Here is an 18,018-nt window from a genome sequence, read left to right on the forward strand (position 1 = left end):
AAATCGTTTCCTCTCCATTATATACACAAAAGGAAGACGATTCTATCGTCTTCCTTTTGTTTTTTTACTTAAAAAATCAAGGCTTCTTTATTTCAATATGCGTCTCAAACATTCGATTCCAGGGAAAGTCCGCCGTAAAAGGCTCCAGCTTCCACTGCGGCATATGATCCGCGGCAAAAGCAGCTAATTCCGTTGTCGCACGTTTAGCAAGCGGCGCACGCATTCCATCCAACTGCACATTACTATGCCCCGCCGGTTCCAGCACCTTCGCCAACAAATCCTGTCGGACATTCGCCTGATATGCCCAATCATCAAGCAAGCGTACCGTCAATAAGCGATGTTTCGCTTCCGGCAGCATATGTGACGCAAGCACGCCTTGGCCAATCGCATAACCGATCGTGTTGCTGGCGGTGTTCCAACCCGAATAAGCTTCTAGCCCTGTTAACGTATTTTTTTTCGCCAACTCTTCCATCAGCGCGTTGTCAGAACCATTGGCGAAAGAAATATCGGCAATCGCAATTTTATCGCCCGCGCGTACGCCGTCGGCCACACGATTGGCAAATCGACTTACGGTTTGACTTGCAACCTTTACATTGTCCGTACGACCAGCCTCTCTCGTCCACCCATCATATGGAGTGTTCACAGCCAGCGTCAAATCAGCTTTGCTCGAATATTGCAAAGGCAGACAACCCGCTGCCCAAAGATGATTACGTACATTTTCGCCAACCGGCGTATCTTCATAGGATGGCACCGTTTGTTCGCCAATGCCTTCCGCATAAAAAGCACGCACCGACGGAATCGTGAACGTCATGTCATTAACCGCCCGCGTCAACATCAGCAAACCTAATTGATCCGCCCCCGGGAAGGTTGCGTATTTATTAAGTTTCAGATCCGCGGTTTCTTTTTTCATCCACCGGGCTTCCTGATGCGAACGAGAATGCGGCGAGCAGTCATCACGCCCCAGGATCATATAAGAAAACACGCCTTGACGCAACAGCGCCGTTGACTGCAGATTGATACGATAATTTTTTTCCCGGCGTTCCACCCAATCGCGTTGAACTTCTTGCGGAACGCTTTGCCGCACCGAATTCAGCCAGTTCTGTTCCTCTGTTGTCAGTTTTTCACTTTCAGCCTTATCCGTTAAAGCATGCAATGCAAAAATATCGGGCCCATATTGTTCATAATAGGGCGGCTCGACGCCGCCGCTCGATGCATGTGGGCTACGCATAATCGTACTGAACAAATAGATCCTTAAGGCCGGATAGCGTTCGATCAACTTTTGATAATTGCCAAGCCGCGAGGCAAGTTGCTCGTCGCTCCACTGGTGCGTCCGCGAGGCCACTAAACCGCCGTAAATAACGGCATCCTGCGAAACCACCAGCGCATCAGCGGCAGGCGCTTCCTGCCAAATCCACTGCCACAACTGCTGCGGATCCGCATTGCGACCACGGCTCGCCAACATCGATAACGGAGGCATAACGATATCCATGCCCGCCGCCTTCAACGTCTCAGCCGGATATTCGCAGCTAACCGGACGGTCGTCAAACGGAACGTACAAAATCCTTTGTGCACTCACCACATTCGACATCCCTAGGATAAACAAGGTCATCAGAAAAACTGTCAGCCAACCTTTACTCTGTTTCATTATTAACCCTCCTCAGACGCTCTTTTTCATCGCGAAAGATTTCCACCATGCCAGGCTGCTTATGCACCGCCACCAAATAACGATAACGAAAGGATGAATCGATTTGGTCATCCTGCGGACCTTCATCGGCAACGACAAAAGGAACACCCAGTTCTTTCATCCGTACTTCATTCGAATTGAAAACGCCGAACCACAGCTTGAGGGGCTGCGGACGCGCGGCAAGAAGCGCCGCTTCTTGCCGATACGCTGACGTAGCATAATAATTCCCCAGCCCATACGCAGCGCCAACCAAGAAAATATTGACCGCCATTGCCACAAGGACTAAGACGCCGCCGAATCGTTGCCAGCGGCAGTCGGTTTGAAACGCAGCCCAGGCAACTACAGCAGGCAGCAGCCAGATTTGCGGTGCATAGCGAGCCCACCAAGCTTCCGGGTTGATCAACACCGTCAACAAGATCGCAAGCGCCATAAGCAGCGCCGCTTTTGTTCTCTTCCTTTCGCGAACTAAGCCAGGCAACAGCAGCAAAGTCAGCAAAGCGATACCACTGAACCAAGGACCAAACCCGCCTAACCGGACATCCGCACCATAAACGAACGGCGCCAATTCGGCCGGTCGCAGCGCAAATGGCCATTTCAGGATTGGAGCAAGATTATCGAAGCCGTTGCTCGATTCGACGAGATTTGCCATCACAAGTTTGCTCAACATATTTAACTGCGCAAAACCTGTTGGAAAATTGAGCGTCATGATATCCATATTATTCGCGCCGGCGCCGTATAGCGGATAGAACGGATGTCCATAATAAAACAAGTTTGTCATATATGGATTCCAGCCAATGACCACCGCCCCCAATACACCGCCCGCCAAAGCCGTAACGACGAAATGACGAATCGCATCGCGCCGATGTCCAAACCACAAAGCCGCTAAAAAGAGTACCGACCAGAGTACCGCATATACGATACCGGTAAATTTCACATTGGCAGCCAGCACGATTGCCGAAACAATGCCAATTTCCTGTCGCCGATCCCCCTTCAAATACAGCGCTGCTGCAGCCGCAAGACAAAGCAACAAACTTGCCAGCTGACCGTCAATATAAAAACTAAGGCTTTGATAAATTGCCACTGGGTTAAGTGCAACGGCAGCCGCGATAAGCCAGGCCGTCAGATAACGGCTCCCCATTTGACGCAATGCCGATACGCTGTATAGAAGAGCGGCTGCAAGCAATATTAAATGTGCCGCCTTGCCGGTCTCCAGTTGCCCCGTCGCACTGTAAAACGCGGCGCCATAAATCCAAGGTCCTCGTGCATAATGATCCAGCAAGATCGCCGAATGCGACATATTTCGTTCCAAATATTGATGCCAAGGATTCCAGCCATTTGCCAATTGGCGTATCGCTTCCTGATGATACACTTCTCCATCATAGGAAACGTCATAAAATAAATTAGCAATAATGAGCGCGCCGCCAATGATGAAGAGGCAGAAAAGAATCGCTTGTGAAAGAACCGCAATGCGTGGCCTCAAACGAAAAAAAACGCCTAGAGTCGCCAGCGGCAACGCGAGCCATGCAGCCCAGCCGCCAATCGATCCGCCAAGCAGAAACGCCGTGGAGCCTAAGCAGAGAATGGTCGCCAGATAGGCCAATAATAACTGCGCGGTCAGTAAAATCATAGCCAAACACCTCCAGCAAGCCAGGCCACCATCAATCCGAGCAAGAGTCCTCCAGCCACTTCATACGGCTTATGTCCCTGTCGTTCACGCAGCGGTGTCTCGCCTGCCGGACGCAACACATGCGTATTCAGCGCAGCTGCCTGCCTCCCTACAGCGCGGCGTAATCCCATCGCATCAATCACGACCACGAGCAACAGCGCCATCGCAATTACCGCAACAGACGAATTGACGCCTTCTTTAAAGACTACAAAAAAAACTGCACTGCTAACTACTGTAGTATGGGTGCTTGGAAAACCGCCGTTTCCAATCAACGCAAACGCGGCGCGACCGAAACGCAGAAAATTAACGAGAAATTTCACACAGCCCGCAACAAGCCAAGCCGCAATAGGAATTAAGACATAGGGAATCATGAATGCCTCCTTATGATTTAGCCACTAGTGTAATACCGGCCAGGATTAACGCAACACCACTAATTCGCATCCAAGTGATCGATTCGTGAAACAAAAAGTATGATGCGAAGAGAACCAACACATAGCCAATGCTGATCAGCGGATAGGCAAAACTAAGTTCCAGACGACGCAACGCCAAAATATATAATATCGTACTAGCCCCATATAGCGCGACGCCGAGAACCAACGGCCATTTCAACTTGTCGAGCAGCGTCGTCCCTGGCTGATTTGCCATTTCCATCGCACCATACTTGAATGCAATTTGGCCCAGCGTGCCGAGTGTGACCGATGCCAGCATAAACCATAATTCTTTTATCATTTTGAATACCAACCTTACTTTTTTATTCAAACCAGTACAATACCGTCAGCACGCTGGCCGCAAAGACCGTAACAGCGGATAAGATATGTACATCTTCCAACAATACCTTTTCCGGTCGCCCTCCCAGACCTTCCATATGGATCAAATAGAGATAGCGGAAAATCCCATACATCACGATAGGAATCGTCCACATCAATTGAATCGTATGTCCGGAAGTGAATGTGAAGAGGGAGTAGCTCATGATGGTAGCCGTCGTCACGATGCTGTTAAGCTGATTTAAAAGTTCCGGCGAATATTGTTCCAGCACTCGGCGATGCTGTCCGCAACCGTCGCTCAGCAAATAAAGTTCATGACGTCGTTTGCTGATTGCCAAAAACAATGCCAACAACATCGTACACAGGAGAAACCAAGGCGTAAAGGCAACGTTGATCACTAACCCCCCGCCAATCGCCCGCAGTACAAAACCGACAGCAATCAACATAATGTCGAGAATAACAACATGCTTAAGCCATAACGAGTAGGCGACATTCACAATAAAATATGCGCCAAGCAAAGCCGCAAACCAAGGTTCGAGGCGCCAACCGGCATATAGCGAAGCCGCCGCAAGCAATAAACCGAAAATCAACCCTGCCTGCGGCTGCAAGCGTCCTGACGCCATTGGCCTACGGCATTTTTCCGGATGCGCAGCATCCGCTTCACGATCCAAATAATCATTCAAAATATACACACAGCCCGATACTAGACAAAAAAGCGCAAATCCGGCAATTGACCGCCACAGCATCTCCATTGTAGCTGACTTAACCGAAAACAACAGCGCCGCAAAAACCAGAACATTTTTTGTCCATTGTTTAGGCCGCAAAACTTCTAAGAATACCATTTTGATACCGCCCTATACTCATAGTATGAAAATTGCACGCTTCCTTCCATTTTGCAAAAAACACCTATCCTTTAGTATACTAAAAAAATCCAGCATGGGAAAGTGTAAAAATTACCATTTTCACTAAGCAGAGTGACTCGCATCACATTCTTTGCCGCTCCGTCATGTTAATCTAAAGACAGTTAATAACTTTATTGTAAGGAGGCAAAACTCGCATGAACAAAACTTTCATCAAAAACATCCCTTTCAGCCAAGCCTTATCGCTGTCCGGTATGGTCGATTATCAAAACGGCCGTGTAGTCAGCCTGACGTTAGTACAAAATGAAGCCTTAACGCTAACGTTATTCGCTTTTGCCAAAGGTGAAGGCGTCAGCACCCATTCCGCCCCGGGCGATGCGATGGTCTATATCTTGGACGGCCAAGCTGAAATCAGCGTAGGCGAGCAAAAACTGCTGGCAAAAAGTGGCGAAAGCGTCATCATGCCGGCCGATATTCCGCACGGACTCGAAGCCGTAGAAAATTTCAAAATGCTGCTAATCCTGGTAAAAAAATAATATAACAAAAAAGTCCCCTCAGACTAGCTTCTGAAGGGACTTTTTCGTTATATTTTTTCTACTGCAATGACACCGTCTTTTAACCGGATAGCTAACTGATCGCCTTCCCTCACGTCTCCTTCAAGCAAACGGCGACTAAGCACTGTTTCCACGGATCGACTGATCAAGCGTTTCAACGGCCTGGCCCCGAACAACGGATCATAGCCGGCAGTTGCCAGATAAGAAGTAACTTCGTCTGACCATGTCAATTTAACACCGACTTGGCGTTCGGCCCGCTTGGCTAAACCAACCATCAACAATTCGCTAATCGCCGTCACCTCTTCTTGGCTCAACGCTTTAAAGATTACGACATCATCAATCCGGTTCAAGAATTCTGGCCGAAAGAAATCTTTAAGCATATCGAGAACCGCTTCCGGAGCCATCTGTCCTGATTGGCGCAAAATCTCACTCGACCCCAGATTGGAGGTCATAATAATCACCGTATTCTTAAAATCAACCGTACGACCTTTACTGTCAGTGAGTCGTCCGTCGTCGAGAATCTGCAGCAGCACATGGAAAACATCAGGGTGCGCCTTCTCCACCTCATCCAGTAGGAGTACTGCATACGGTTTGCGGCGCACAGCCTCCGTCAGCTGACCGCCTTCATCATGTCCGATATAACCCGGCGGCGCGCCAATCAATCTGGCCACCGCATGTTTTTCCATATACTCGCTCATATCCAGCCTAATCAGACTGCGTTCATCATCAAACAAAGCCTCGGCCAACGCCTTCGCCAATTCCGTCTTACCTACGCCGGTCGGACCAAGAAAGATAAACGAGCCAATCGGACGGTTAGGGTCCTTGATGCCGGCACGCGCGCGCAACACCGCTTCACAGATAGCCTGCACCGCCGCTTCCTGACCAACAACGCGCTGATGCAAAATTTCCGGCAAACGAAGCAACTTATCACGCTCGCCAGCTAACATTCGTTGAACCGGAATACCGGTCCAGCGGCTAACAACCTTAGCAATGTCTTCTTCGCCGACTTCTTCTTTTAACAATGCCTGTTCCGTACGTGCGTTCTCTTCCTCCTTCAATCTCCGCTCCAATTCCGGCAGCCGTCCATATTTGAGTTCTGCCAGACGATTCAAATCATACAACCGCTCTGCCTGTTCCATTTCAGTCTTGACCTGCTCGACCTCTTTTTGCAGTGAACGCAGACGTAAAATCGCCTGTTTTTCTGCTTCCCATTTGCCGCGCAACAATTCAGTCTGCCCACGCAAACTGGCTAACTCTGTTTGCAATTCCGTCAACTTTCCCTTGTTTCCTGCATCATCTTCCTGCTTTAAAGCCTGCTCCTCGATTTCAAGTTGCAATACGCGACGCTGCAATTCATCGAGTTCGCTCGGCAAAGAGTCAATCTCTGTTCGCAGCCGTGCAGCCGCTTCATCGACCAAGTCAATCGCCTTATCCGGCAAGAATCGATCGGCAATATAACGATCCGACAGCAGCGCGGCCGCAACTAGCGCCGCATCTTTAATTCGAACGCCATGATGAACTTCATAGCGCTCTTTCAGTCCTCTCAGAATCGATACCGTAGCCTCTACATCCGGCTGCGCAACCATGACAGGTTGAAAGCGTCTCTCCAGCGCAGCGTCCTTTTCGATATGTTTGCGATACTCTGCCAACGTAGTCGCGCCGATACAGCGCAGTTCACCGCGCGCCAACATCGGTTTCAGAATATTACCCGCATCCATTGCTCCTTCCGCCGCTCCAGCGCCGACTACAGTATGGAGTTCATCGATGAAGAGCAAGACTTGCCCAGCCGATTGACTGACCTCAGACAGAACAGACTTCAACCGTTCCTCAAATTCACCGCGATATTTTGCCCCAGCCAGCAAACCGCTTAAATCAAGCGAAAAGAGGATTTTGTCGCGCAGCGAATCCGGTACGTCCCCGGCAACTATTCGGCGGGCTAGCCCTTCCACAATTGCCGTTTTACCTACGCCGGGCTCACCAATCAACACCGGGTTATTCTTGGTACGACGCGAGAGGATTTCCATCACACGCCGTATTTCCTCTTCCCTGCCGATCACCGGATCCAACTTGCCATCACGCGCCGCTGCGGTAAGATCACGCGCATACTTTTGCAGCGCTTTTCTCTCGCCAGCTCCGCCGTCCTGACTGCGCAGCTCATTTAATGCTTTTAACAGTTCTTTTTTTTGCAACCCTTTCGCGCGGCACAACTCAACCACATCGCTGTCGCCATCTTCTACTGTCGCTAAAAGTAAATCTTCAACTTCAACAAGTGCATTTCCCTTTGCTGCGCTTTTTTCCGCTAAGCCCATCACACGCAGCAAGGAAGGTGTATAATATAACCTGCTTTCCTGGCCACGTACCGACGGTTGTTTGCCGAGCAGTTCACTTATTCCACTTTGTAAAGCAGCGGCGTCGCCGCCCGCCCTCTTTATGAGTTCTTGAAGCCGCCCCTCACTTGGCTGTAACAACCCCCAGAGCAAGTGGCGCGTGCTGACCTCCTGGTGATAACGCAGCGCCGCCGCTTGCTGCGCCGCTTGTATTGCCGCCAATGCTTCCGGTTCGTATTTTTCGTGTTCCATCAATATCGCCTCCGCTCATCCGCATTAAAACATCTTTTAAATTCATATTATCAAGTTATAGTCAAAAAGTCAAACAGTCAGATTTGATGTTTGACTTTTATTTTAACTCTTATTTTACTATACTATAATAAATCAGATTTAGTTTTAAGAACACGAAAGGATGGCCACGGAATGCGAATCTGGGAAATCGACTTTTTACGCGGCCTAGCCGTGCTCTTGATGATAGCCTTTCACTTTATCGTCGACTTGCACGATTTTTTTGCCGTGCCGCTAGATTATCAAAACGGCTTTTTCTTTCTCATCGGCAAACTGTCTGCTTGCCTCTTTATTTTCATTGCAGGAATCAGCACTCATTTCAGTCGCAATCCGTTTCGCCATGGTTTGCACGTTTTATCCTGGGGCCTCACAATAACAGTGGTGACTTACTTTTATGAACCGACAACTTACATCCGTTTCGGCATTTTGCACTTACTCGGCAGCAGTTTGCTCTTTGCTTCCTTTTTACGTCACTACAACGTTTGGCAACAAAGCATACTTGGCTTTTTCATCCTATTGCTTGGAAACTTTTGGCCCGGCAACAACTGGCTGCGTCAAAGCTGGCTGCTGCCGCTCGGCTATCCCCCCGCCAGCTTTGCTACACTTGACTATTATCCGCTCCTTCCTTGGTTCGGCCTATTTCTACTCGGCATGGCAGGAGGAAGTTTTTTTTATCCGGCTCACCGCTCCTTTTTCGTTCAATCGCCGCCTGATACACCGCTTCATTTTCTCGGTCGCCATGCACTAGCAATATATCTGCTGCATCAACCATTGCTGCTCGTCTTATTAACCTGTGCATTTTCCTTGCGTCAATAAAGAGTGAGGCTTTAAGTAAGCATTGAAAATGCTCACTTAAAGCCTCACTCTTTATTGCTATTGCAATGCATTATGCAGTTTTGACAGATTATCGCGCATCACACTAAGATAATTTTTTCCTTCTTTCATTTCACTTTCCGTCAGGCTTTCCAACGGATTAAGCTGTACCGCTTGCGCACCGGTCTCTTTGGCAATCGTTGCAGCCACTTTAGGGTTGGCCTGACTTTCAAAGAAAATCACCTTCACCTGATGCGCACGGCAAAAAGCAGCAACCTCACGCAATTTCTCCATCGTCGGTTCAGCCTCCGGAGACAGCCCCATGATTCCAACCTGCGTCAGACCATATTCTTTCGCCAGATAAGCAAACGCACTATGCGTCGTTACCAGCTCTTTGCGCGCTGTTTTGGCGAGTGTATTGCGATATTCCTCATCCAGCTTTGTCAGTTCCGCATTATATTGTTCTGCCCGTTGTTGATAATAAGTCGCATTAGCCGGATCAACCGCCGCCAATGCCGCAGCAATCGTTTTTACTTCAAGCTTCGCATTGGCCGGATCAAGCCACAAGTGAGGATCTTCCGCAGCATCGCTGCTATGGTTGTGTCCTGCCGCATTCTCATCCGCATGTTCTTTCGTCAGCCGACTCAGACCACTGCTGACTTCAACAGCTTTCGTCTCTCCCAAGACATCTTTAGTCAGCAATTTATCGGTCGGTTCAAGCCCTGCACCATGGTAAAGAAATATTTTTGCCGCTTTCAACTTCGCCAAATCCTTAGCGGTCGGTTCCCAATCATGCGGTTCCGCTCCCGGCGGCAAGAGCATCTCGACCGAAACTTTATCGCCGCCAACCAGCCTGGCAAACTCGTAAACCGGATAAACGGTCGTCAAAACTTTAATACCCGGTGCAGCATTGTCTTTCGCATCTTTGCTGCTGCAACCGCCAAACATCATCACTAAGAGCAACAAGAGCGTTATGCTCGTAATTTTTTTCATAAAGTCACCTCGTTATTAAGAATATTATTATTAATTATCATAATATAGAATGCTCTAGAAAAAAGCAACCGTTAAAATAAAAAAAGTGCACGATTACTCGCGCACTTTTTTCAATAACTGAACGCCCCAGAAGGTAAATATTAAAAGATATGCAAACATGACTACTAGTGAAATATAGCCGACCTCGCCGCCTAATGCCGCGCTACGCAAAGCATAACTGGCGTGCGTCAACGGCAACATTTCAATTATATAACGAAAGGCAAGCGGCAAATGATCCGTTTTGAAAAACGTACCGCACAGAAATGACATCGGCAATAGCACATAGGTGTTAAAATTGGCCATTTCTTCATGTGAGCCCATTTTCATTGCAGCCACCACCGCTAACGAGGCAAAGAGCAGGCAATTCAGCAGCAGCGCACCAAGAAAAAATAAATTCACTGAAAAATGTGCACCAAACAAATAGGCCAGTACAATGATCACACTTGTTGAAATCAAACCTCGCAATGCACCTGACAGCACTTTCCCAAAAACGAAAGAGGCTGCCGAAATAGGAGCAATCAGATATTCTTCCAGCGTCTTATGGTATAAGCGACTCATATTAAGCGGACTGGATACAGAGTTAAAGCTAATGTTCATTGAGTTTAAGGCAATAATTCCAGGCACGATAAAATCGAGATAACTTTCCTGGCCGAACGCCATACTGCGCCCCAGTCCCCAGCCAAACGCCACTAGGTACAAGATCGGTGAAATCATACGCGATAAAATGTAGCGTCCAATGCGTCGTTTCAAAACCAACCAGTCACGCCAGAAAACCGTCCAGACATCCTGCAGCATCAGCCCACCACCTTCCGTCCCGTCAATTCGACAAAAACGTCTTCCAGATTAGAACGCCGTACCGTTGTTGTCGTCGTCAGCGTGGCTGCAAACGCGGTCGCTTGCGCACGTGTCGAAAAGAATTCGCCCTGCAAACCTTCTTCCGTTTCCCGTTCCACTACATAAGCGCCAACGCGGCAGCATAACTGTTCCGGCGTATCGAGTGCAATCAGCTTTCCTTTATCCAAAATCGCAACGCGTTGGCAAAGGTGTTCCGCCTCTTCAATGTAATGCGTCGTCAAAAGCACCGTCAGACCTTCGCCTTTCAATTTGCGAATTAAATCCCACAAGCGGCGACGCACCTGCGGATCAAGACCAACTGTCGGTTCATCAAGAAACAATACCTTGGGCCGATGCAAGAGTGCACGCGCAATCATCAAGCGTCGTTTCATTCCCCCAGAAAACGTGCTGACCATATCTTCGGCTCGATCTGCCAGTTCCACATAGGCAAGAAGTTCTGCAATTCGCTCTTTCCGCTCTGCAGAAGGCATATGATGCAACCTACCATGCAGGTCCAAATTTTCACGCGCAGTCAGATCGCCATCAAGATTCAAATGCTGCGGCACAACGCCAATCAGACTCTTTACCTGTTGGTCATCGCTATCCAGCGGACAGTCTTTTATTTGAATCGAGCCTGCCGAAGGCTGCGTAAGCATCGTTAGCATTCGGATCGTCGTTGTCTTGCCAGCTCCATTCGGCCCAAGCAAACCAAAGATCTCACCATCTGAAATGCTAAGACTCAGTCCGTCTACTGCTGTCCGGTTGCCATACCTTTTAACTAAGTTGTTAATTTGAATCATGGACTCACCCCTTACATAAGCCGGTAATCATCACCTGTGTCCTGCCCTCCTGCGTGATTGCCAGTTCACTTTCCACGCCAAACACATTGCGCAGCAAACCAGGCTCAATTACGGTCTGCGGTATGCCCGCCAGCGCAATCCGACCTTCTTTCAGTACAACGATATTTTGCGCATAGTTCACTGCATGATTAATATCATGAATTACCATACCTACCGTGAGTCCCTGCTCACGATTCAGCTTTGCCAACAGTTCCATTATTTCCAGTTGATGACTGATATCTAAATAGGTCGTCGGTTCATCCAACAGCAGCAGCTTCGGCTGCTGTGCAAGCGCCATCGCAATCCAAACCCGTTGACGTTCACCGCCGGACAGCGTATTGACTAAACGCTCTGACATCGCATGAACTCCCGTTTGCCGCATTGCGTCATTCACAATGCCCGCGTCTCTTTCATCTCCACGACGCCACCAGCGTCGATGCGGATATCGGCCATATTCGACCAGATCGCGCACAGTCAGATCAGGCGGCGCAAGCGGACTTTGCGGCAAGACCGCCATTTCCTGCGCCAAGACGTTTCGCTTGATTGCACTGATATCACGTCCCGCAAAACAGATCGTACCGTTTTGCAGCCTAACGCTTCTTGAAAGAGCACGTAATAACGTGCTCTTTCCCGAACCGTTTGGGCCGACGATGGCAGTAATTGCTCCTTCCGGCAATTGGACACTCACCCGATCCAATATCTGCTGTTCGCCGAATCGCACGTCTATATTCTCACCATAGAGCAGATTCATTACGCTTCCCTCCTTAACAAATAGAGGAAAAACGGCGCACCAGCCAACGCCATAATGATCCCGACCGGAATCTCTACCGGCGAAAACAATGTACGCGCCGCCAAATCGCTCCAAGTCATCACCGCCGCGCCGAGGCAAGCCGACGCCGGAAGCAAATAGCGATAATCTGACCCAACCAACAGACGCGCGCCGTGTGGTACAATCAAGCCGACAAAGCCCAGCAAACCAACGACGCTGACGGCGCTGGCCGCTAAGAGGGCTGCCAGTGCCGTCAGCCAAAGACGTGACGCCTCCACTCGAATTCCAAGACCACGAGCCATTTCATCGCCGAGGCTTAGCAAGTTGAGACGCGAAGCCGCTGTCAGCGCTAACAAACAGCCAACTAGCGTATAAGGCCAAAGAAGTTCCACATGCGGCCAACTGCGTGCAGCCAAACCACCGACCATCCACATCAGCGCGCCATGAACCCGGTCGCTGAAAAAGACCAACAGCGAGGAAATCCCTGCATTCAGGAAAGCCGAAACGGCAACGCCGGCCAAAATGATCCGTGTCGGCTTAATGCTCCCCTTCCAGGCCAGCAAATAAATCAGCCCCGCTGCCGCCAACGCGCCAAGGAAGGCGACCGGCGTCACCAGATATTCTTGGTGAGGAAACAAGACCAAGATGATCACGCCAGCTAAACCAGCTCCCGATGAAACGCCGATAATATGAGGATCAGCCAACGGATTTCGCATAACGCCTTGCAGCAAAGCTCCGGCCAGCGAAAGATGAATACCGACTAAAATAGCGACTAACGCACGCGGCAATCGTATATTCCAGATAATTTGACTTTGATTGCCTGTCACTCCGTGGGAAAAAAGCGCATTGATAATTTCAGAATGACTAACGACAACTGCACCTTTGCTCAAACTGGCCACAAAGCCGCCTATGGCTATTACGACGAACAATCCGATCAGTAAAATCCGCCACTTCCGCCGCTCTTTATCGGGCATTTCCATATACCTCCGGATAGACCTCTTTTGCAAGATATTTTACCGCCTCCGGAAACTGTAGGCCCGGATTCAATTGAAACAATTCAGATGGCAAAAAGACAATCCTCCCATCTTTTACAGCCCGCAGCGAAGACCACGCCGGATTATCACTGACATCCTGACGCATCCGCTTTTCAATATCAGCCGTATTGCTTCCCATCGTCACTACCAAAACCAAATCAGGATCGCTCGCAACTAATTTTTCCAAACTGTATGGAGTCATATCACCGCCGGTTTCAATCGGCGATGAACCCGAGGCAATATTGCGCAGTTTCAATAGCGCTGCAATATTACCCGCAACGCTGTTCTCAAGCTCTACCGTAACACTCTTAGCCGTCGCATGCAAAATCACGATTTTTTTGCCCTGTTCCGGCAATTTATTCTGCACAGTTTTAAGCTGTTCTTCCATCGCACCGACCACAGCTTCGGCCTGAGTTTCACTGCCGGCAATTCTGCCGAGCAGAGCAATTTGACGTTTCAAATCATCATAAGTTTTAATCTTCAGCAGCAAAACCGGAATATGACTCCCTTCAAACAGGGGAACGAGCTTTTCGTGAATCCCCTGAAAACCAATGACAAGATCCGGTTTCAAGCCGAGTATCTGCTCCGTATTTACATTGTAGACATAGCCGATCTCCGGCAAATTTTCCGTGCCGGAAATCGGCGGCGCATTCCGAGAATTCGGCTTGCCAACCGCTTGTCCACCGGCAGCATACAACGTCTCCAACAAAGAGGTTGATAAAACAACAATGCGTTGCGGCCTTTGCTTCAGTTCAACCTGTCGCCCGCTGTCATCCGCGATGACAGCAAACGCATTCTTGTTTTCCGCCTGCTTTGCGCCACCGCACCCACCTACACCGATGACTACGAATAAAACGAGTAACAATGCCGTTTTTTTCATCCATATACTCATTTCACATTTTTCTCCCATCCACTTGAAATGGCAAAGGCCGGATATACTATCCGGCAACAAATGCAGGTCACTTATTCATTCAGCCTCGGTCAACGCATCACGTGCGTGTTGTATATACAGATTGCGAACCGCAACTCTTTCGCCCAAGCCTGTTTTCTCAAATTCAACCTCGAATCCTGCCGTACGCAGCTGATTCAACCAAGACTCCGCTTGCGCTCCGAGCATGTCCCTCAGCACATGGTCGCCGCAGACCAGCAGCAATGGCAACAGTTTCACCTTGCAAACACGTCGCTGCAACAAGAGTTTGATCGCATCGTCCAAGTTGGGATGACAATTCTCTTCTAATGCTCCAACGACCACTTGTTCACTACCCTTATCAAATTCTTGCTGGAGCCTCTCATATGCCGGATTTTCACGGTTGGGCGAGCCATGCCCCATCAAAAGTAATGCCTGCCCCTGCGCCAAATTCTCGATCTGCTCTTGCAGCGCGGCTACGAGTGCCGTATAATCTTCCGGTCTTTCCAATAATGGCCGACCGATTCGCAATGTCGCAAACATCCCCTTGCACCGTTCGAGGACCGCAATAACCTTATCTGAAAATTCTTGTCCTGCAGTAACATGCGTCACCTGGACTAAAACCTCTTGATAACCGTCTTGCTGCAATTGTTTTAATACTTCTTCCAGGCTCGGCGCTTCAATTCCTTCTGACGCAAGGCGTCGTCTGACAAATTGCGACGTAAAAACGCGGTAATGATCATATTGCGGAAAGGATTGACGCATATCTCTTTCAATACTTTCAATGCAGGTTTTTCGCGCAGAAGCAAGCGTAGTGCCAAAACTGACTACGACCATCGCTTTCGTCTGGCGTATCATGCGCCTCACTTCCTTCCGCCAATTATTATCTAGCCCAACGGATGTTTTTTCGCCAAAATTGTTGACAAGTAGTTGACTGATGTTTCATCCACTTCGTTCAAATCATAACTGATGACTTCATCCGGCAAACCGCATTTACTGACCATAACCGCGTTATCGCTGAAACCGTACTTTTTTAAGCCCGCTCTGATCTGCTTAAAATTTTTATACACCTTCATCAATACGACATTATCGGCAGTTTCCAAAATTTTGTCGAGTTCCTGCTCTTGCATTGTAGCCGGCACGATGCACATGACGTCATTGCCTTCCGCCAAAGGTAAACCCAATCGGCTTCCCATCGCGCAAAACGCAGGCACGCCAGGAATCGTTTCGATTGCAAAGCCGCAGTCTTTTAACAAACGATAAACATACATATACGTGCTAAAAAACATCGGGTCGCCCAGCGTCAGAAATACAACTTTCTTGCCTGCCTGCAATTGTTCGAGAATTGCGTTCTTATTATCTTCCCAAGCCAACGCTAATCGTTCGCTATCGTTAATCATCGGAAAGACAAGTTTTAACACTTCCACATCTTTTTTTAAATAGGGGCGTGCGATCGACAATGCCGTACTATCCTCTTTTTTCTCCGTTTTCGGCGCAATAATCACATCTGCCTCTTTAATGACTTCGACCGCTTTTAGCGTCAATAGTTGCGGATCTCCTGGGCCAACGCCCACACCATAAAATATACCAGCCATACTTGCCACCAATCCTTTCCTGCGTTTGCAAATGAAAAATCCCAACACAAGCGTGTTGGGAAATCGTACACAAAATGCCTGTACGAAATCCCCTCCCTATCGCTCGTAGGTAATAACGGTGATTGTCGTATAGGCAGTTCTCCTGGCTTTGGCTCATCGTTTCCCCAGCCCTTCCCAAAACCAAACGGCTTCAGTGGTACAACCTGGGTTCACTCCCCATTACAGTGGCGGGACCGCGCCGGAATCACACCGGTCTTCCCTATTAAGCCCCGTAGGGCACCTACACCTTATGCACTTATTTGTTATTGTACGTCATCGCAGCGTCCTTGTAAAGGCATGCCCCATCGTTTCTCCTCCAAAGATTACGTCGCTTTAGCAGATGCACACCTTTTCACCATTTTTGCACAATATCCTTGCTTGACAGATTTTACTTTCTCCCCATGTAAACCACATCTCGGACTTCGTTCACTTAAAAAGGAAAACAGACGGCAATGCCGTCTGTTTTCCTCAGACTGTAGACAAATCTCCACTCCCGCTAATGATATGATAAAATCATTAGCGGGAGTGATTTTATGTACGAGAAAAAAGATCGAAGTCAACAAAGCCAAATTGAATTCTTCTGCTTAGAAGATTTAGTACCGAAAGATCATATATTACGAGACATTGAACGAGCCATCGATTTTCGCTTCATCTACGACGAAGTCGACGGTTTATATAGCGACTCCGAACGAGGCAAACCAGGAATTGATCCGGTGAGTCTGTTTAAGATCGTACTGATTCAATACCTGTTCGGCATTCGTAGCATGCGTCAAACCATGAAAGAAATTGAAGTAAATATGGCTTACCGCTGGTTTATCGGATACGGCCTTACCGAAAAAGTCCCGCACTTTTCAACCTTCGGCAAGAATTATACCCGGCGTTTTCAAGGAAGCGATGTGTTTGAGCGGATCTTTATGCGCATCCTGTACGAAGCAGTAAACTGCGGTTTCATTGATGCAAGTTCCGTATTCATTGACGGAACCCATATCAAAGCACGAGCCAACAAAAAGAAAAGCGCAAAAGTGTTTGTGCCGATTCCGGCCAAGCAATATCAAGATGAACTGAATGCGGAAATTCAAGCCGATCGCGAAAACCATGGCAAGAAACGGTTAAAAGATAAAGACGACGATGAAAATCCGCCGCAAGGTAAAACCATCACGCAAAGTACGACGGATCCGGAAAGCGGCTTGTTTCATAAAGGCGAGCATGAAAAATGCTTTGCCTACGTAACCAACACGGCTTGTGACCGGCATAACTTCATATTAGGATACGAAGTCGCAGCGGGCAATGTTAATGACAGTCGATTGTTTGATGAACTGTATGAACGAGTCGTCAGTTATTTCCCTGAAACCGAAACCGTTGCCGTCGATGCGGGCTACAAAACGCCCTGGATTATGAAACAAATTATCGACAGTGGCCGAATTCCTGTCGTTCCCTACAAGCGTCCTATGACAAAAGAAGGGTTCTTCAAGAAATATGAATACGTATATGATGAATATTATGAATGCATGATTTGCCCTGGCAACCAGGCGCTTGGCTACAGTACGACGAATCGTGAAGGATATCAAGAATATAAAAGCGATGCAAAACAATGCAAAGTGTGTCCGCATTTAGAGCAATGCACGCAGAGCAAAGCGCATCAAAAGCAAGTCCAAAGGCATGTATGGGAATCCTATCTGGAACTTGCTGATGAGTATCGGCACATGCCGATATATCGCGATATTTACAAATTGCGCTCGCAAACAATTGAGCGTGTCTTTGCAGATGCAAAAGAAAAGCATGCAATGCGCTATACGCAACTGCGTGGCCTGCAGAAAGTGAAAATGCAGGTGACGCTTACTTTTGCATGCATGAATCTGAAAAAACTGGCGACCTGGAAGAAACGCAGGGGTATATTACCGCCTGTTTTTCAACGTTTTTTCGAAAAACTGCGTTTTTGCAGTGAAAATTGGATAACTGAAATTGAAAAATGCACCTTACGCTTTGCGTAAAGTGCATTTTGTCGACGGTCTG

The 18,018-nt window shown here is 48.5% G+C and carries 17 protein-coding genes and 1 riboswitch; of the genes, 3 read left to right on the forward strand and 14 right to left on the reverse strand.

Translation table 11 applies throughout. From position 1 onward, the window contains the following. Window positions 1-76: 76 nt before the first annotated feature. From QTL79_RS10255 to QTL79_RS10275, 5 genes are read right to left on the reverse strand one after another with little or no spacing between them, the layout of a single operon-like run. Window positions 77-1,645: a DUF4127 family protein gene (locus QTL79_RS10255; protein WP_346354883.1), complete on the reverse strand. Its 1,569-nt coding sequence runs from the start codon at window positions 1,643-1,645 to the stop codon at window positions 77-79. Beyond that, window positions 1,632-3,311, reverse strand: a complete 1,680-nt coding sequence (locus QTL79_RS10260; RefSeq protein WP_346354884.1) for a hypothetical protein — start codon at window positions 3,309-3,311, stop codon at window positions 1,632-1,634. Before QTL79_RS10260 ends, QTL79_RS10255 begins: the two co-directional genes overlap by 14 nt. Then, complete coding sequence (locus QTL79_RS10265) at window positions 3,308-3,721, reverse strand: divergent PAP2 family protein (RefSeq protein ID WP_346354885.1); 414 nt, start codon at window positions 3,719-3,721, stop codon at window positions 3,308-3,310. The genes QTL79_RS10260 and QTL79_RS10265 overlap by 4 nt, the downstream gene beginning before the upstream one ends. Before the next feature lie 10 nt (window positions 3,722-3,731). Further along, window positions 3,732-4,079 (reverse strand): SMR family transporter, encoded by a 348-nt coding sequence (locus tag QTL79_RS10270; protein WP_346354886.1) that lies wholly within the window; start codon window positions 4,077-4,079, stop codon window positions 3,732-3,734. A gap of 22 nt (window positions 4,080-4,101) precedes the next feature. After that, a complete protein-coding gene (locus tag QTL79_RS10275; protein ID WP_346354887.1) occupies window positions 4,102-4,956 on the reverse strand; it encodes a decaprenyl-phosphate phosphoribosyltransferase in 855 nt (284 codons plus the stop codon). A 215-nt stretch (window positions 4,957-5,171) separates the two neighbouring features. Between QTL79_RS10275 and QTL79_RS10280 the strand changes: the two genes are divergently transcribed. Further along, window positions 5,172-5,510: a cupin domain-containing protein gene (locus QTL79_RS10280; RefSeq protein WP_346354888.1), complete on the forward strand. Its 339-nt coding sequence runs from the start codon at window positions 5,172-5,174 to the stop codon at window positions 5,508-5,510. Window positions 5,511-5,557: 47 nt separating this feature from the next. Here the strand turns inward: QTL79_RS10280 and clpB are convergent, their stop codons facing one another. Then, window positions 5,558-8,107: an ATP-dependent chaperone ClpB gene (gene clpB, locus QTL79_RS10285; protein WP_346354889.1), complete on the reverse strand. Its 2,550-nt coding sequence runs from the start codon at window positions 8,105-8,107 to the stop codon at window positions 5,558-5,560. Between the two features lie 171 nt (window positions 8,108-8,278). Between clpB and QTL79_RS10290 the strand changes: the two genes are divergently transcribed. Further along, window positions 8,279-8,959, forward strand: coding sequence for a heparan-alpha-glucosaminide N-acetyltransferase (locus tag QTL79_RS10290; protein WP_346354890.1), 681 nt, complete (start codon window positions 8,279-8,281; stop codon window positions 8,957-8,959). Window positions 8,960-9,016: 57 nt separating this feature from the next. Here the strand turns inward: QTL79_RS10290 and QTL79_RS10295 are convergent, their stop codons facing one another. The 8 genes from QTL79_RS10295 to cobI form a co-directional block, all read right to left on the reverse strand. Then, window positions 9,017-9,949 carry a metal ABC transporter solute-binding protein, Zn/Mn family gene (locus QTL79_RS10295; protein ID WP_346354891.1) on the reverse strand — a complete coding sequence of 311 codons (933 nt, stop codon included), beginning with the start codon at window positions 9,947-9,949 and terminating at the stop codon, window positions 9,017-9,019. 93 nt (window positions 9,950-10,042) lie between these two features. After that, window positions 10,043-10,783, reverse strand: a complete 741-nt coding sequence (locus QTL79_RS10300; RefSeq protein ID WP_346354892.1) for an ABC transporter permease — start codon at window positions 10,781-10,783, stop codon at window positions 10,043-10,045. Continuing rightward, the gene (locus tag QTL79_RS10305; protein WP_346354893.1) at window positions 10,783-11,622 is read right to left on the reverse strand and encodes an ABC transporter ATP-binding protein; all 840 of its coding nucleotides are present in this window, start codon (window positions 11,620-11,622) and stop codon (window positions 10,783-10,785) included. Before QTL79_RS10305 ends, QTL79_RS10300 begins: the two co-directional genes overlap by 1 nt. A gap of 4 nt (window positions 11,623-11,626) precedes the next feature. Further along, window positions 11,627-12,412 (reverse strand): ABC transporter ATP-binding protein, encoded by a 786-nt coding sequence (locus QTL79_RS10310; RefSeq protein ID WP_346354894.1) that lies wholly within the window; start codon window positions 12,410-12,412, stop codon window positions 11,627-11,629. Further along, window positions 12,412-13,404: a FecCD family ABC transporter permease gene (locus QTL79_RS10315; protein ID WP_346354895.1), complete on the reverse strand. Its 993-nt coding sequence runs from the start codon at window positions 13,402-13,404 to the stop codon at window positions 12,412-12,414. The genes QTL79_RS10310 and QTL79_RS10315 overlap by 1 nt, the downstream gene beginning before the upstream one ends. Next, window positions 13,394-14,356: an ABC transporter substrate-binding protein gene (locus tag QTL79_RS10320; RefSeq protein WP_346354896.1), complete on the reverse strand. Its 963-nt coding sequence runs from the start codon at window positions 14,354-14,356 to the stop codon at window positions 13,394-13,396. The genes QTL79_RS10315 and QTL79_RS10320 overlap by 11 nt, the downstream gene beginning before the upstream one ends. A 75-nt stretch (window positions 14,357-14,431) precedes the next feature. Further along, window positions 14,432-15,229 (reverse strand): sirohydrochlorin cobaltochelatase, encoded by a 798-nt coding sequence (locus QTL79_RS10325; protein WP_346354897.1) that lies wholly within the window; start codon window positions 15,227-15,229, stop codon window positions 14,432-14,434. Window positions 15,230-15,258: 29 nt separating this feature from the next. Continuing rightward, window positions 15,259-15,966 carry a precorrin-2 C(20)-methyltransferase gene (cobI, locus tag QTL79_RS10330; RefSeq protein WP_346354898.1) on the reverse strand — a complete coding sequence of 236 codons (708 nt, stop codon included), beginning with the start codon at window positions 15,964-15,966 and terminating at the stop codon, window positions 15,259-15,261. Window positions 15,967-16,081: 115 nt separating this feature from the next. Further along, window positions 16,082-16,265, reverse strand: a riboswitch (cobalamin riboswitch). A 273-nt stretch (window positions 16,266-16,538) separates the two neighbouring features. Between cobI and QTL79_RS10335 the strand changes: the two genes are divergently transcribed. Beyond that, complete coding sequence (locus QTL79_RS10335; RefSeq protein ID WP_346354798.1) at window positions 16,539-17,996, forward strand: IS1182 family transposase; 1,458 nt, start codon at window positions 16,539-16,541, stop codon at window positions 17,994-17,996. The last annotated feature ends 22 nt before the right edge of the window (window positions 17,997-18,018 follow it).

The organism is Azotosporobacter soli, assembly GCF_030542965.1.
Taxonomy (GTDB): Bacteria; Bacillota; Negativicutes; order SG130; family SG130; genus Azotosporobacter; species Azotosporobacter soli.